Annotated in this window: 12 protein-coding genes; 4 read left to right on the top strand and 8 right to left on the bottom strand. The window is 72.7% G+C overall.

The features are described 5' to 3' along the window. Window positions 1-18: 18 nt before the first annotated feature. A complete protein-coding gene (locus ACTMSW_RS03375) occupies window positions 19-1,116 on the bottom strand; it encodes a branched-chain amino acid aminotransferase (RefSeq protein WP_441178928.1) in 1,098 nt (365 codons plus the stop codon). 265 nt (window positions 1,117-1,381) lie between these two features. After that, complete coding sequence (locus ACTMSW_RS03370; RefSeq protein WP_441178927.1) at window positions 1,382-2,413, bottom strand: 3-isopropylmalate dehydrogenase; 1,032 nt, start codon at window positions 2,411-2,413, stop codon at window positions 1,382-1,384. 219 nt (window positions 2,414-2,632) lie between these two features. Here ACTMSW_RS03370 and ACTMSW_RS03365 point away from each other — a divergent pair, with 219 nt between their 5' ends. Together ACTMSW_RS03365 and ACTMSW_RS03360 are read left to right on the top strand one after the other, a co-directional pair. Then, on the top strand, window positions 2,633-3,481 hold the full coding sequence (locus tag ACTMSW_RS03365) for an FAD:protein FMN transferase (RefSeq protein ID WP_441178926.1): 849 nt from the start codon (window positions 2,633-2,635) through the stop codon (window positions 3,479-3,481). A 326-nt stretch (window positions 3,482-3,807) separates the two neighbouring features. Beyond that, entirely contained in the window at window positions 3,808-4,164 is a 357-nt protein-coding gene (locus ACTMSW_RS03360; RefSeq protein WP_441178925.1) for a hypothetical protein, read from the top strand. A 60-nt stretch (window positions 4,165-4,224) separates the two neighbouring features. Here the strand turns inward: ACTMSW_RS03360 and serA are convergent, their stop codons facing one another. From serA to ACTMSW_RS03335, 5 genes are all read right to left on the bottom strand, one after another. Then, entirely contained in the window at window positions 4,225-5,823 is a 1,599-nt protein-coding gene (gene serA, locus ACTMSW_RS03355; protein WP_441178924.1) for a phosphoglycerate dehydrogenase, read from the bottom strand. A 455-nt stretch (window positions 5,824-6,278) separates the two neighbouring features. Continuing rightward, on the bottom strand, window positions 6,279-7,454 hold the full coding sequence (gene ilvC, locus ACTMSW_RS03350; RefSeq protein ID WP_441178923.1) for a ketol-acid reductoisomerase: 1,176 nt from the start codon (window positions 7,452-7,454) through the stop codon (window positions 6,279-6,281). Next, window positions 7,348-7,863, bottom strand: coding sequence for an acetolactate synthase small subunit (gene ilvN / locus ACTMSW_RS03345; RefSeq protein ID WP_357029636.1), 516 nt, complete (start codon window positions 7,861-7,863; stop codon window positions 7,348-7,350). Before ilvN ends, ilvC begins: the two co-directional genes overlap by 107 nt. A gap of 58 nt (window positions 7,864-7,921) precedes the next feature. Next, entirely contained in the window at window positions 7,922-9,808 is a 1,887-nt protein-coding gene (locus ACTMSW_RS03340) for an acetolactate synthase large subunit (RefSeq protein WP_441178922.1), read from the bottom strand. A 181-nt stretch (window positions 9,809-9,989) separates the two neighbouring features. Further along, the gene (locus tag ACTMSW_RS03335; RefSeq protein WP_441178921.1) at window positions 9,990-12,404 is read right to left on the bottom strand and encodes a putative bifunctional diguanylate cyclase/phosphodiesterase; all 2,415 of its coding nucleotides are present in this window, start codon (window positions 12,402-12,404) and stop codon (window positions 9,990-9,992) included. A gap of 111 nt (window positions 12,405-12,515) precedes the next feature. On the opposite strand from ACTMSW_RS03335, the gene ilvD reads away from it, so the two are divergent. Further along, the gene (gene ilvD / locus ACTMSW_RS03330) at window positions 12,516-14,363 is read left to right on the top strand and encodes a dihydroxy-acid dehydratase (RefSeq protein ID WP_441178920.1); all 1,848 of its coding nucleotides are present in this window, start codon (window positions 12,516-12,518) and stop codon (window positions 14,361-14,363) included. Window positions 14,364-14,429: 66 nt separating this feature from the next. Here ilvD and ACTMSW_RS03325 read toward each other — a convergent pair whose 3' ends face one another. Continuing rightward, complete coding sequence (locus tag ACTMSW_RS03325) at window positions 14,430-14,672, bottom strand: hypothetical protein (RefSeq protein ID WP_441178919.1); 243 nt, start codon at window positions 14,670-14,672, stop codon at window positions 14,430-14,432. Between the two features lie 138 nt (window positions 14,673-14,810). Between ACTMSW_RS03325 and ACTMSW_RS03320 the strand changes: the two genes are divergently transcribed. Then, the gene (locus ACTMSW_RS03320) at window positions 14,811-15,521 is read left to right on the top strand and encodes a hypothetical protein (RefSeq protein WP_441178918.1); all 711 of its coding nucleotides are present in this window, start codon (window positions 14,811-14,813) and stop codon (window positions 15,519-15,521) included. Window positions 15,522-15,593: the final 72 nt, after the last annotated feature.

The raw sequence follows: 15,593 nt of genomic DNA, 5'->3' as shown, positions 1-15,593 counted from the left end.
GGGGCCCTTCCTTACACCTCAGAGGACGCGGTGGACCCAGTTGTACGGGTCGGCGACCTTGCCACGCTGGAGGTCGACCAGCTGCTGGCGCAGGGCCATGGTGACGCGGCCCGGCTCACCGCCACCGACGAGGAACTCCCCGTCCGGGAAGCGGACCGTGCCGATCGGCGTGACCACCGCCGCGGTGCCGCACGCGAACACCTCGCGCAGCCGGCCGCTGGCCGCGTCGGCCTGCCAGTCGGCGAAGGTGACCGGCCGCTCCTCGACCCGGTGGCCGGCGTCCCGGGCCAGGGCCAGCACCGACTCCCGCGTGATGCCGGGCAGGATGGTGCCGGTCAACGGTGGGGTGACCAGGGTGTCGTCGTCGTAGACGAAGAAGACGTTCATGCCGCCCAGTTCGTCGACGAAGCGCCGCTCGACGGCGTCCAGGAAGACCACCTGGTCACAGCCGTGCTCGATCGCCTCGGCCTGGGCGGCCAGCGACGCGGCGTAGTTGCCGCCGCACTTGGCCGCACCGGTGCCGCCCGGCGCGGCGCGGGTGTAGTCCGGCGAGACCCAGACTGTGACCGGCTTGACCCCACCGGCGAAGTACGCCCCGGCCGGCGAGGCGATCACCAGGTACAGGTACTCGTTGGCCGGCCGCACACCGAGGAAGACCTCGCTGGCGAACATGAACGGTCGCAGGTAGAGGCTGCCGTCCTCGCCCTCGGGGATCCACTCGCGGTCGATCTCGATGAGCCGGTGCAGCGACTCGACGAAGGTCTGCTCCGGCAGCGGGGGCATCGCCATCCGACGGGCCGACTCGGCGAACCGGGCGGCGTTCGCCTCCGGCCGGAACATGGTGACCCCACCGTCCGCCGTGCGGTACGCCTTCATCCCCTCGAAGATCTCCTGCGCGTAGTGCAGGACGGCCGCGGCCGGGTCCATCGGGATGGGCGCCCGCGCCTCGACCCGGGCGTCGTACCAGCCCTTACCCTCGGCGTAGCGGACGGTCACCATGTGATCGGTGAAGACCCGCCCGAAGCCCGGGTTGGCCAGCAGGGCGGCCCGTTCGGCGGCGGGTACCGCCGTGAGATTCGGACGGATCTCGAAATCGAGCTTGTCACCACCGCTCATCGCGCTGACCTCCTGCGAGAGAACGGCACACGGGTCCGCATGCCGAGAAGTAGGGTGCGAGAAACTTACCCCGAACGGTCGTTCACCGGGTAGCGCCGCTCCGACGCGCTCACGGCGCCGGACGGGTGGCCCGCCGCGCACTCCCCGTGATCGGAGCAGGCACCGGCGGGCCGGAGTGACCGGACCGGGTCGAGTCGGGTCGGAAGGGAGGTCGCCGGCCGGGTGGGGCCGGCGACCGGGCCGGCCTGATCGGCCGGTGGAGGGTCTAGACGGCGGCGTGCGCGGCCAGCCGGTCCCCGACCTCCTCGGTACGTACCGGTACGCCCGATACGCGGCCGGCCAGCTCGGTGCCGACGGCGGCGGTGATGCGGGCCGCGGCGTCGACGTGGCCGAGCTGGTCGAGCAGGAGAGCGGCGGAGAGCACGGCGGCGACCGGGTCGGCCACGCCCCGCCCGGCGATGTCCGGCGCGGAGCCGTGGACCGGCTCGAACATGGACGGGTACGTCCCATCGGGGTTGATGCTGCCACTGGCCGCGAGCCCGATGCCGCCGGTGACGGCGGCGGCGATGTCGGTGAGGATGTCACCGAAGAGGTTGTCGGTGACCACCACGTCGTAGCGCTGCGGCTGGGTCACCAGGAACATCGCGGCGGCGTCGACGTGCTGGTACTCCGTGGACACGTCGGGGTTCTCGGCGGCCACCGCGTCGAAGGTGCGGGCCCACAGTGACCCGGCGTGGGTCAGCACGTTGGTCTTGTGCACGAGGGTGACCTTGCGCCGCTCGCGGCGCCGCGCCCGCGCGAACGCGTCGCGGATGACCCGCTCCACCCCGTGTCGGGTGTTCAGGCTCTCCTCGGTGGCGATCTCGGCGGGGGTGCCCCGGTGCAGGCTGCCGCCGGCGCCCGCGTACAGGCCCTCGGTTCCCTCGCGGACGACCACCAGGTCCACCTCGCCGGGCTTGACGCCGCCCAGCGGGCCGGCGGTGCCGGGCCAGAGGCGCGACGGCCGGAGGTTGACGAACTGGTCGAAGGCGAAGCGCAGCTTGAGCAGCAGCCCGCGCTCCAGCACCCCCGGCGGGACGGTGGGATCGCCGACGGCGCCGAGCAGGATGGCGTCGTGCCCGGCCAGCTCCTCCAGCACCGAGTCCGGAAGGACCTCGCTGGTGCGGTGGTAGCGCGCCGCGCCCAGGTCGTACTCGGTGGCCTCGACCCCGGGAAGGACGGCGTCGATGACCTTGCGGGCCTGCGCGACCACCTCGGGGCCGATACCGTCCCCGGCCACCACCGCGATCCGTGCCACGTCGTGCTCCTTCGTCCGGCCGTCCGCCCGACGGTACGCCCCCGTCCCGCCTCCCGGTACAACGGTTCCACGATACGGGAAACCCGAATGCACAGGAGCCTCCCAGGTGACATTCATGGTGCGGTCATGTGCCCTGCCTAGGGTGATGGCCAGCGGGTCACGGGGGCCCGCGCGCGGCGACGCGACCACAGCGGGACCGCTCGGGTGAGGAGCAGTGCAATGCGGATCGACGAGCAGCCACGGACCCGTTGGGTCGACCCGACGGCCTTCCGGCAGGGCTGGCGACCGGATCTTCGGCTCGGTTCCCTGAGTCACCGTGTCGACCGTTCCGGCGTCGCGACCGTGGACCGGATCTCCGTGCAGCACAACGTGCGCACCGCCACCGCCGAGTACTCGCTGCTGCTCAACGCTCCCGGCTGGCTGGGCCGCCGGGCGGTCGGCGACGCGCTGCGGGACGCCGTCGCGGAACTGCGCGCCATCGACCTCACCTACGGGCCGACCCGCCCCGAGAGCCTGGTCTCCCGACTGCGCCGGGGCGAGATCAGCGCCGACTCGTACCCGCCCCTGACCGACCTCGTCGACCGCTGCGCCGCGATGCGGGCGGCCACCGACGGCTGGTTCGACGCATGGGCGGTCCCCGGCGGCTTCGACCCGGGCGGCCTGCTCGGCGGGTGGGCGGTGGAGCGGGCCGCGGCCCGGTTGCGCGCCGCCGGCATCCACGACTACGCCGTGCTCACCGGCGCGGACCTCGTCGTACGCGGGCACGCGGCGCACGGCGGCCCGTGGCGGGTGGCCGTGCACCACCCCACCGACCGGCGGCGCGCACCGCTGGTGCTGGAGATGACGGCGGGCGCGGTCGGCACCTCCGGCGTGACGGGCCGGCAGGGACACGTCGTGGACCCGCACACCGGGGAGCCCGCCAACCAGCTGGTCGCCGCGACGGTCGTCGGCCCGGACCTCTCGGTCGCCGACGCGTACGCGACCGCCCTCTACGCCGCCGGCCCGACCGGGCTGGCGTGGTTCCCCAACGGGTCCGACTACCGCGCGCTCTTCGCCCACCGGCGCTGACACCGCCGTCGGGGAGACGCACCCTCGGGCCGCGATCGGCCCCCACGGTCTCGGCAACGACCGTGAGGGCCGGTCAGCGACGAGTGCGCGTGGCTCGCGCAATCGAGGGGTGCGGGCCGGTCGGGTCGCGGCATCGACGTCGTCACCCGAAGACGGGTCCATGTCGCGACCTCGGCCAGTGACCGCACGGGTACGCTAGCGAATCGACGCAACTCGACGCAAGAGTCTCCACTCCGGACCGTCCGGCCAGGATCGGTTCATCCGACCGGTTGGCCTGCGGCGGGGCAGTTGCGCACCGGTGAACGACGAATGGCACTCTGTCCGCCGTGAGTTTCGATCTGAGCGTGTGGGCCCTGGCGGACGGGGCGACGCCCGAGGACGTACGGGCAGCGGTGGAGCGGTGCCGGCGGGGACAGCACGTCGACCGCTACCCCGACCCACGGGTGGTGCGGTTCTACCGGGCGATCACCGCGTCCTATTCGGACCGGCATCCGGGCGCGGACACCCCGTGGGCGGTCACGCCGCTGCACGCGGCGAACGACCACGTCGAGCTGAACCTGCACCCGACCTGCGAGGACCAGGTGCTGCTCGACATCGAGCGCCTGGCCGGGGAGAACGGGCTGATGCTCTTCGACGCGCAGGACGGCTCGGTCTATCCGCCGCCGGCGCGCCTGCCCGGCTGACGACGCCCGCGTACGACGAAGGGGCCCGGCGGATCGCCGGGCCCCCGCTGTCGTGCGTGCCTACTCGTCGCGGAGGTCCGCGGCGCTGGCGGCGACCGCGCCGATCGAGTCGGCGGCCGAGGTGAGCAGGTCGGCGCCGAGCGCCTGGTCGACCGTGAGGGTCATCAGGGTCTCACCGCCGGCCTCCCGACGGGCCACCTGCATCGCGGCGATGTTGATGCCGGCCTCGCCGAGCAGCGTGCCGACGGTGCCGACGACGCCGGGCCGGTCGACGTAGCGCAGGAAGACCAGGATGCCCTCCGCGCCGATCTCGACGTCGAAGCCGTCGACCTCGGTCAACTTGAGGACGTCACGGGTGCCGGCGGTGGTGACGGTGCCGGAGACGCTGACCGTACGGCCGTCGGGCAGCGCGCCGCGGACGGTCACCAGGTTCGGGTGGTCGACCGTCTCGGCCTGGGTGGTCAGGGTGACCTCGACGCCGCGCTCGGCGGCCAGGTGCGGCGCGTTGACGTAGGTGACCTGCTCCTCCACGACGGAGCTGAACAGCCCCTTGGTGGCGGCGAGCTTGAGCACCGAGACGTCGTGGTTGACGACCTCACCGCGCACGTCCACGACCACGCTGGCGGCGACGCCACCGGCGACGGCCGTGAAGGCACGGCCCAGCTTCTCGGCCAGCGGCAGCAGCGGCCGGACGTCCTCGGCGACGACACCGCCGGCCTGCACGTTGACCGCGTCCGGCACGAACTCGCCCTGCAGCGCGAGCTTGACGCTCTTGGCGACGGCCAGGCCGGCCTTGTCCTGCGCCTCTCCCGTCGAGGCGCCCAGGTGCGGGGTGGCCACCACGTTGTCGAAGGCGAACAGCGGCGACGAGGTGCACGGCTCCTTGGCGTAGACGTCCACGCCGGCGCCGGCGACCCGGCCCTCGGCGATCGCGTCCGCGAGGGCCTGCTCGTCCACCAGCCCGCCCCGGGCGGCGTTGACGATCCGCACGCCGGGCTTGACGATCGCCAGCTCCTTCTCACCGATCAGGCCCACGGTCTCCGGGGTCTTCGGCAGGTGGATGGAGATGAAGTCGCTCTCCCGCAGCAGCTCCTCCAGGCCGACCAGGCGCACGCCGAGCTGGGCCGCGCGGGCCGGCTGGATGTAGGGGTCGTACGCGATGAGCCGGGTGCCGAAGGCGGCGATCCGCTGCGCGAACAGCACACCGATGCGGCCGAGGCCGACCACGCCCACCGTCTTGCCCTGGATCTCCACGCCGGTGTACTTCGACCGCTTCCACTCCCCCGCCTTGAGCGCCGCGCTGGCGCTGGCGGTGTTGCGGGCCACGGCGAGCAGCAGCGCGAGGGCCTGCTCGGCGGCGGAGACGATGTTGGAGGTGGGGGCGTTGACGACCATGACGCCCCGGGCGGTGGCGGCCGGCACCTCGACGTTGTCCAGACCGACGCCGGCGCGGGCGACCACCTTCAGCCGCGGCGCGGCGGCGATCGCCTCGGCGTCGATCTGGGTGGCGCTGCGGACGATGACGGCGTCGGCCTCGGAGAGCGCGGCGAGCAGGGCCGGGCGGTCGGTGCCGTCGACGTGACGGACGTCGAAGTCGTGGGCGAGCACCTCGATGGCGGCGGGAGCGAGTTCTTCGGCGATCAGTACGACAGGATTCATTGGTCCTCGTAGATGTCGTCAGAGCGGGCGGCGGGGCGGCGGGGGGCGGCGCTGCGCCCCGCGCTGGTCCGTGCCATGGCCGTCAGGTGCCGGCTGCGCACCTACCTGGGATCGTAGGGGGCGGGCCGGGCGGCGTACCGCGGACAACGGGGTGAGTGCCCTCACAAACAGCGCGTGACGTGCGGATTAACGATCGTTCACGGCCAGGCGGGAGCCGGATCGAAAACAGCATGATCCACTCGGCTTCACTGAAGTCGGGGTGTCCTGGCTCCGGAAGGGGCCGACTTCAATGACGTCGAGTGGATCATGCGGTGCGGGCGCGGTTAGGAGGCCGACCGGGCCGGGTGGCGCGGCCGGTGGTCCGGCGTGGACGTCGCGGAGAACGTCGACACCGGACCGCCGGCCGGCCGCACGTCGGGGACGAGAGCCCGCCGGCGGTCGGACCGCGCGTCGGGTCAGGCGGTCTCGGTGATCGGGCGGTCCACCCAGCTCATCATGCCGCGCAGCTTCGCGCCGGTCTCCTCGATCGGGTGCGCCGCACCCTCGGCCTGCCACTTGGCGAAGTTGGGCCGCCCGGCCTCGTCCTCGGCCACCCACTCCCGGGCGAACTCGCCGGACTGGATCTCACCCAGGATCTTCTGCATCTCCTCCTTGACGCGGGAGTCGATGACGCGCGGGCCCCGGGAGAGGTCGCCGTACTCGGCGGTGTCGGAGATGCTGTAGCGCATCTTCGCGATGCCGCCCTCGTACATGAGGTCGACGATGAGCTTCAGCTCGTGCAGGCACTCGAAGTACGCGACCTCGGGGGCGTAGCCCGCCTCGGTGAGCACCTCGAAGCCGGTCTGCACCAGGGCCGCCGCGCCGCCGCAGAGGACGGCCTGCTCGCCGAAGAGGTCCGTCTCGGTCTCCTCCTTGAACGAGGTCCGGATCGCGCCCGCCCGGGTGCCACCGATGCCCTTCGCGTACGACAGGGCCAGCGCCAGCGCGTTGCCGCTGGCGTCCTGCTCGACGGCGACCAGGCACGGCACGCCCTTGCCGTCGGCGTACTGCCGGCGGACCAGGTGACCCGGACCCTTGGGGGCCACCATCGCCACGTCCACCTCGGCGGGGGGCTTGATCAGGCCGTAGCGGATGTTGAAGCCGTGGCCGAAGAACAGCGCCTTGCCGGGGGCCAGGTTCGGCGCGATCGACTCGGCGTAGATGGTGCGCTGGGCGGTGTCCGGGGCGAGGATCATGATCACGTCGGCCTCGGCCGCCGCCTCCGCCGGGGTGAGCACCCGCAGGCCCTGCTCCTCGGCCTTGGGCCGGCTCTTGGAGCCCTCCGGCAGGCCGATCACCACGTCGACGCCCGAGTCGCGCAGCGACAGCGCGTGGGCGTGGCCCTGGCTGCCGTAGCCGATCACGGCGACCTTCCGGCCCTGGATCAGGCCGAGGTCGGCGTCGTCGTCGTAGTACACCTCAACGCTCATGGTTTCCCTTTCGTACGGCGGTGCCCGTCGGCCCGTCGTGGTCTGTGGTGCGGGGTCAGGCGGCGCGCAGCGCGGGACCGGCGGTGATGGAACGCGAGCCGCGCCCGATCGCCACCTGTCCGGACTGGACCATTTCCTTGATGCCGAACGGTTCGAGGTCACGCAGCAGCGCGTCGAGCTTGTCGGGGGTGCCGGTGGCCTCGACGGTCAGCGTGTCCGGCGCGACGTCGACGACCCGGGCCCGGAAGAGGTTGACCGTCTCCAGGACCTGACCGCGGGCCGCACGGTCCGCGCGGACCTTGACCAGCAGGAGCTCCCGGGCAACCGACACCTGCGGGTCCAGCTCGACGATCTTGAGCACGTTCACCAGCTTGTTGAGCTGCTTGGTGACCTGCTCCAGCGGGGAGGACTCGGCATTGACCACGATGGTGATCCGGGAGACGTCCGGGTTCTCCGTCTCGCCGACCGCGAGACTGTCGATGTTGAAGCCGCGCCGGGAGAACAGGCCGGAGACCCGAGCCAGGACACCCGGCTTGTTCTCCACCAGCACGGACAGAGTGTGCATCGTCACTGCGTCTCCTTCGTCATGCCCTCATGGCCCTCGCTGCGCTCGGTGCATTCGCTCATGACTAGATGTCATCCTCGTCGAAGACCGGGCGGACACCCCGGGCGAACATGATCTCGTCGTTGCTGGTGCCGGCGGCGACCATCGGCCACACCATGGCGTCCTTGCCGACCACGAAGTCGACGACCACCGGCGCGTCGTTGATCGCCATCGCCGCCTCGATCGTCTTGTCGACGTCCGCGGCGTTCTCGCACCGCAGGCCGACGCAGCCGAGGGCCTCGGCCAGCTTCACGAAGTCGGGGATGCGGTGCTTGTGGGTGCCCAGCTCGGTGTTGGAGTAGCGCTCGTTGTAGAAGAGCGTCTGCCACTGCCGCACCATGCCGAGGTTGCCGTTGTTGATCACAGCGATCTTGACCGGGATGCCCTCCAGCGCGCAGGTCGCCAGCTCCTGGTTGGTCATCTGGAAGCAGCCGTCGCCGTCCACCGCCCAGACCACCGTGTCCGGCTTGCCGACCTTGGCGCCCATCGCCGCCGGCACCGCGTAGCCCATCGTGCCGAGGCCGCCGGAGTTCAACCAGCTGTAGGGCTTCTCGTACGAGATGAACTGCGAGGCCCACATCTGGTGCTGGCCGACACCCGCCACGTAGATCGCGTCCGGGCCGGCGATCTCGCCCAGCCGCTTGATCACGTACTGCGGCGAGAGGGTGCCGTCGTCCGGCTCGTCGTAGCCGAGCGGGTACCGCTCACGCAGGTCGCGCAGCTGCGTCCACCAGTCGGACAGGTCGGCGGACCGGCCCGCCGCGTGCTCCACGGTCATCGCCGCGATCAGCTCGTCGATGACGTGCCGGGCGTCGCCCACGATCGGGACGTCGGCGTGCCGGTTCTTCCCGATCTCGGCCGGGTCGATGTCGGCGTGCACGATCGTGGCGTCCGGGGCGAACGAGTCCAGCTTGCCGGTCACCCGGTCGTCGAAGCGGGCGCCCAGGGCCACGATCAGGTCGGCCTTCTGGAGGCCGTACACCGCGGCCACCGTGCCGTGCATGCCGGGCATGCCGAGGTGCTGCTCGTGCGAGTCGGGGAACGCGCCGAGCGCCATCAGCGTGGTGACCACCGGGATGCCGGTCAGCTCGGCCAGCTTGCGCAGCCCCTCGGTGGCACCGGCCTTGAGGACGCCGCCGCCCACGTACAGCACCGGACGGCGGGCCGAGGTCATCAGCCGGGCCGCCTCACGGATCTGCTTGCCGTGCGGGTGCAGCGTCGGTCGGTAGCCGGGCAGGTCCAGCGTCGGCGGCCAGGCGAACGTGGTGGCCGCCTGGAGGACGTCCTTCGGGATGTCCACCAGGACCGGGCCGGGCCGGCCGGTGCTGGCCAGGTGGAACGCCTCGGCCAGCACGCGCGGGATCTCCTCGGGGCTCTGCACGAGGAAGTTGTGCTTGGTGATGGGCAGGGTGATGCCCTGGATGTCCGCCTCCTGGAAGGCGTCCGTGCCGATCGAGGGCCGCGCGACCTGACCGGTGATCGCGACCATCGCCACCGAGTCCATGTACGCGTCGGCGATCGGCGTCACCAGGTTGGTGGCGCCCGGGCCGGACGTGGCGATGCAGACGCCGACCCGGCCGGTGGCCTGGGCGTAGCCCGTCGCGGCGTGCCCGGCGCCCTGCTCGTGCCGCACCAGAATGTGCCGGACCGACGAGTCGTAGAGCGGGTCGTACGCCGGCAGGATCGCGCCACCCGGAATGCCGAAGACGACGTCGACGCCGAGCGCCTCGAGGGACCGCACGAGCGAGCCGGCCCCGGTGACCTGGGCCGGGGCGGGTGTGCGTACCGCGGGAACGGCCGGGGTGGCCGCGGCGCGGGCGGTGCCGGCGTGGTCGGCGTCGATCGCCGGCTCGGCGGTCGCACGGGCCCGCCGGGCGGAGTGGGCGAGTGTCTCGGGCGTGGGTCTCGTCATGGCGTTTCAGGCCTTCGGCTGGAGTGGGTGTGGCTTGGCGGTCCGACGCGGGCGGTGGGCCCGCGTCGATCTGGTCCGACGGCAACAAAAAAGCCCTCGTGCAGGATGCACGGGGCCAGCGCACTCTCGACGGGGAGAGTGCGCTCAGGTAAGTACTCGCAGAGACCGGTACGACATGCGGTCAAGCCTGACGCATCTCACGCGATGAGTCAACTGATCCCACATGTTGGTTAACGGATCTCCCGTATTCACCCGTTCGGGGCGTCGGCGCACCCCCACCGACCTGCTCGGAACCGCTCTCGGGGCGGCGGGGGGCGGGCAGCGTGGGCAGTCGGCGGGGCGGCGCGGGTGGCACCGGAGGCGCGGACACCGGAGCCGGACGGGCTCCGGGCGACGTGGCGGCCTCCAGCATCGCCTCCAGGTGCTCGGCGGGCACACCCCAGCCGAAGAGCGCGCCCTGCCCGAAGCGACACCCGGCGGCCACCACCGCGGCCAGCTCGGTGGGGGTGGTCACGCCCTCGGCGATGACCTCCATCCCGAGCTGGTGGCCGAGGCGCATGACGACGTCGACCATCGGCGCGAAGGCGGGCCCGTCCCGGCCCACCGGCCGGACCGGCTCGTGCTCGGCGACCAGACTGTGGTCGATCTTCAGGATGTCGATCGGCAGGCGGCGGAGCTGACCCAGCGACGAGTAGCCGGCGCCGAAGTCGTCCAGGGCGATCCGTACGCCGGTCAGCCGCAGCGCGGTCAGCCGCCGGATCAGCTCGTCGAGGTCGGTGGCGACGGCGTGCTCGGTCACCTCCAGCACCAGCCGCTGCGGGGGTACGTGGTGGGCGCGCAGCGCGTCGGCCACCTGGACGACGTACTCCGGGGCGTGCAGCTCGCGCGGAGACACGTTCACCGACACCCAGACGTCGTGGCCGTCGGTCAGCCAGCGGGAGAGCTGGTAGCAGGCCTCGTGCAGCACCCATGCACCGAGTTGGGCGATCATCCCGCACTCCTCGGCGAGCGGGATGAACTCGTCGGGCCGGACGTTGCCCAGCTGCGGGTGGTGCCAGCGCAGCAGCGCCTCGGCGCCGACCGGGCGTACCGACGGCAGCGAGGCCACCGGCTGGAACGCCAGCCGCAACTCCCCGCGGTCGATCGCGCCGCGCAGCTCGTGCTCGACGACGGTACGCCGGCGCAGCAGCTGGTCGTACGCGGCGTCGTAGCGCTCGATCCGGTTCTTGCCGCGCTGCTTGGCGTAGCGCAGCGCCAGGTCGGCGTGGCGCAGCAGCAGCTCCACGTCGGGCTCCCCGGCCCACCCGGCGGTGCCGATGCTCACGGAGAGGAAGACCGGCCCCTCGGGCTGCTCGTACGCGCCGTGCAGGACACCGAGCAGCCGCTCGCCGACCCGTTCCGCGTCGGACTGCCGGCCGTGCATCAGCACCGCGAACTCGTCCCCGCCGAGCCGGGCCGCCACGTCGCCGGGGCGCAGGCTGCCGCGCAGCCGACGCCCCACCTCGGCCAGCACCGCGTCGCCCACGTCGTGCCCACGCATGTCGTTGACGTTCTTGAAGCCGTCCAGGTCGAGGCTGAGCAGGACGCAGCTGGTGCCCGTCTCCGCGCAGCGGTGCAGCGCGCGCAGCAGCCCCCGACGGTTGGCCAGACCGGTCAGCGGGTCGGTGTGCGCCAGCTCCCGGAAGTGCGCCTCGCGCTCGGCCAGCCGGCTGGCGTACTTCCGGACGTCGTGCAGCGTCAGGTACTGCCGGGCCACCAACGCGAAGCCCTCGACGCTGCCGGCGACGATCCCCAGCGCGTCGAACCGGCCGTCCTGGAGGAGGTGGTACATCGCCGAGGCGGCCATGGCGAACATCGGGACCACCGCGTACTCGCCGTCGCGGCGGATCACGTCGACGTCGAGCTGGCACGGCGGCTCGAGCCGCCAGCTCGCGAGGGCGGCGGCCAGGAGGCCGGCGGAGACCACGGCAGCGCCGGCCACCGCCACAGCGGGGCCGGCCTGGCACAGCCCGGCCGCCACGCCCAGACCGCCGAAGGTCACGCCCGTGGCGCCCTTGGCGAGCGTCGCCAGCCGGTGCCGGGGCGCGGGGGCGCGGAACACCACGATCATGGCGAGGCCGGCGGTCAGGGCCGCGGCGACCGTCGCGAGCAGGATCGGCCCGCACGCCACCGGGGTGGCGTCGCGGAGCAGGCGGGTCGGCCGCGAGAAGAGCACCCAGCCGACGAACCACAGCGCGGTCGCCATGATCAACCCGTCGAGACCGAGCCGGAGGGCCGCACCCGCCGTCGGGGCCACGCCGGGCAGTCGGAGCAGGCCGGTGCAGAAGAGCAGCCCGCTCGCCGCGACCCCGACCGCGACGACCGAGGCCCAACCCGTCCTCGGCGTGTGCACCCCGTGCCCGGCGGTACCGAGCGCCACGACGGTGCCGACCAGCAGGCTCGCCAGCGCGAAGCCCCCGGCGGCGGCGAGGAACAGGTACGCCGGCCGGTGCTCCGGGGCGCGTCGCCGGGCGCCGACGGCCAGCAGCAGCGTGGCGAAGACGGCGACGAGGCCGCTCAGCAGCGCGACGGTGACCATGCCCGGGGATGCATGCACGTCCTCAACTGTGCCGGATGCGCGCCCGTCGTGGGGGCCCGGGTGTGCATCTGTTGGGACACGGCCCGTACACCCGCCGGGTGCCGCGGCGGCGGTGCAAGACTGGTACGCATGCCTGAGCTGCGGTCGAAGACCTCCACGCACGGTCGGACGATGGCGGGTGCCCGGGCCCTGTGGCGGGCCACCGGGATGACCGACGACGATTTCGGCAAGCCGATCGTCGCCATCGCCAACAGTTTCACCCAGTTCGTCCCCGGTCACGTACACCTCAAGGACATGGGCGGCCTGGTCGCCGGCGCGGTGGCCGAGGCCGGCGGGGTGGGCCGCGAGTTCAACACCATCGCCGTGGACGACGGCATCGCCATGGGCCACGGCGGCATGCTCTACTCACTGCCCAGCCGGGAGCTGATCGCCGACGCGGTGGAGTACATGGTCAACGCGCACTGCGCGGACGCCCTGGTCTGCATCTCGAACTGCGACAAGATCACCCCCGGCATGCTGCTGGCCGCGCTGCGGCTGAACATCCCGACCGTCTTCGTCTCCGGCGGCCCGATGGAGGCCGGGAAGACGATGGCGATCGAGGGCGTGGTGCACTCCAAGATCGACCTGATCGACGCGATGATCGCCTCGTCCAACGAGGCCGTCACCGACGACCAGCTCGGCGAGATCGAGCGCTCGGCCTGCCCGACCTGCGGCTCCTGCTCCGGCATGTTCACCGCCAACTCGATGAACTGCCTGACCGAGGCGATCGGGCTCGCGCTGCCCGGCAACGGCTCCACGCTGGCCACCCACGCCGCGCGCCGGTCACTCTTCCTCGAGGCCGGCCGCACCGTGGTGGACATCGCCAAGCGGTGGTACGACGGTGACGACGCCTCGGTGCTGCCCCGCGCGGTCGCCAGCCGGGCCGCGTTCGAGAACGCGGTCGCCCTGGACGTGGCGATGGGCGGGTCGACCAACACGATCCTGCACCTGCTCGCCGCCGCACGGGAGGCGGAGATGGACTTCTCCGTCGCCGACATCGACGCCATCTCCCGCCGGGTGCCCTGCCTGGCCAAGGTCGCGCCGAACTCGCCGCAGTACCACATGGAGGACGTGCACCGGGCCGGCGGCATCCCCGCCATCCTCGGCGAGCTCGACCGGGCCGGCCTGCTGCACCGGGAGGTGCACAGCGTGCACTCCCCCTCGCTCGCGCAGTGGCTCACCGACTGGGACGTCCGGGGCGGGTCACCCAAGCCGGAGGCGGTGGAACTGTTCCACGCCGCCCCGGGAGGCGTGCGTACCACCGAGCCGTTCTCCACCGCCAACCGCTGGTCGTCGCTGGACACCGACGCGGCCGGCGGCTGCATCCGGGACCGGGAGCACGCGTACAGCGCCGACGGTGGCCTGGCGATCCTGCACGGCAACCTGGCGCCGGAGGGCTGCGTCGTCAAGACCGCCGGTGTGCCCGAGGAGTGCCTGACGTTCCGCGGCCCGGCCAAGGTCTTCCAGTCGCAGGACGACGCGGTCGAGGCCATCCTCAACAAGCGGATCGTCGCCGGGGACGTGGTCGTGATCCGGTACGAGGGCCCGAAGGGCGGGCCCGGCATGCAGGAGATGCTCTACCCCACCTCGTTCCTCAAGGGCCGGGGGCTGGGCCGGGCCTGCGCGCTGCTCACCGACGGCCGGTTCTCCGGCGGCACCTCGGGGCTGTCCATCGGGCACGTCTCGCCCGAGGCGGCCTCCGGCGGCCTGATCGCGCTGGTGCGCGACGGCGACGAGATCGTCATCGACATCCCGGGCCGGTCCATCGAGCTGAACGTGCCGTCCGACGAGTTGGAGGCGCGACGGGTGGCCGAGGAGAAGCGGGACCGCCCGTACACCCCGGTCGACCGGCAGCGGCCGGTGTCGGCGGCACTGCGCGCGTACGCCTCGATGGCGACCTCGGCCAGCGACGGCGCCTACCGCCGCGTCCCCGAGTGAGGTGAAAGGAAGGGCCCCCTCTTAACGCCTGCGGTAGAGGAGGGGGCCCTTCTTAACGGGGCGGCGTCACTGGTTGCCGCGTGGCGCGCCCCCGGGATCGGCAGCGGGGTTCTCGTCGGCGGGCGAGGTGCCGCCGAACGCGCCGCCACCGCCCGGGGTCATGCCGGCGACACCCATCGGGGACTGGAACTGCTCGTCGGGTCGCCCCTGGTCGGCGTGGACCTGGTCGGGTGCGCCGGGGCCGGGGTCGGCGCCGCCGGCGTGCTCGTCGAGTTCGTCGGGCAGGGAGGGATCCACCGGGTTCGTCATGCAGTCCAGGTACCACGTGGCGGACCGGGCAAACCGTCGTCCAGGAGACCTCGCGGTCGGGTGCCTCCCGGCCGGACTGGGGGCCACCGCACCCCGCTCGACTGCACTATCGTGCCGGACGGACACGGGGAGGCGGTCATGAGCTACGCGGCGATGATCAGGCCGGTGGTCGACCGGGTGTACGTGGGCGCGCGTGACGCGGCGCGACCCGCGCTGGAGGCGTACTACGCGGAGCGGGGCCTGCGACCGGGCTTCGAGGCGAGCTTCCCCTTCGGACTGCTCGCCCGTCCCATGCGCGCGGAGGCCCTGGCCGACGCGCTGGTCTACACCAGCGGGGACATGACCCACGAGCGCGAACAGGGTGTGGCCACCGTCGACGCCGACGGCGCCTGGCACCTCACCCCACTCGGTCGAGAGCTGGCGCTGGCCGTGCAGCGGATGGTCGGCGAGGCGGCCGAGGAGCGCTGGGCCTCGGGAGCGGACCTCCTGCCCGGGCTGGAGGTGGTGCCACGACTGGCGGAGCTGGTCGGGCGGCTCCTGGTGCAGGGTTGCGCGACGGGCGGGCCTGCCTTCCGGGCGATGGCACCGGTGTACGAGCCGGCGGACGCCTCGGCGGCTCTGCGGCTGGCCTCCCGGCTCGGTGCGCTGCGCCATCACCGGGCCGACGCGCACCGGGCCGCGTGGCGGGCGGCGGGCCTGACCGTCGCCGGGATCCGGGCGCTGCCCGAGGGCCCGGAACGGCGGGCGGTCGAGGACGAGACGAACCGCCGGGACGAGCCCATCTACGCCGCCCTGCCCTCCGACGAGCGGATCGAGTTGCTCGCCGGCCTCGGCGCCCTACCGAACTGACCCGGTACGCGGCCCGCGGGCGTGCAGGCCACGTACCACCCGCCTGTGCGGCGCGGCGAACCGGAACGGCCT

Origin of the sequence: Micromonospora sp. BQ11 (assembly GCF_052068135.1) — a bacterium.
Taxonomy (GTDB): Bacteria; Actinomycetota; Actinomycetes; order Mycobacteriales; family Micromonosporaceae; genus Micromonospora.
Note: the sequence above shows the minus strand (reverse complement) of the source record. Positions and strands in the feature narration are given on the sequence as shown.

Coding starts and splice junctions, on each gene's coding strand:
- ACTMSW_RS03375 (WP_441178928.1), bottom strand. CDS start 1,116: ATGAGCGGTGGTGACAAGCTCGATTTCGAGATCCGTCCGAATCTCACG.
- ACTMSW_RS03365 (WP_441178926.1), top strand. CDS start 2,633: ATGCGGATCGACGAGCAGCCACGGACCCGTTGGGTCGACCCGACGGCC.
- ACTMSW_RS03320 (WP_441178918.1), top strand. CDS start 14,811: ATGAGCTACGCGGCGATGATCAGGCCGGTGGTCGACCGGGTGTACGTG.
- ilvD (WP_441178920.1), top strand. CDS start 12,516: ATGCCTGAGCTGCGGTCGAAGACCTCCACGCACGGTCGGACGATGGCG.
- serA (WP_441178924.1), bottom strand. CDS start 5,823: ATGAATCCTGTCGTACTGATCGCCGAAGAACTCGCTCCCGCCGCCATC.
- ACTMSW_RS03340 (WP_441178922.1), bottom strand. CDS start 9,808: ATGACGAGACCCACGCCCGAGACACTCGCCCACTCCGCCCGGCGGGCC.
- ACTMSW_RS03325 (WP_441178919.1), bottom strand. CDS start 14,672: ATGACGAACCCGGTGGATCCCTCCCTGCCCGACGAACTCGACGAGCAC.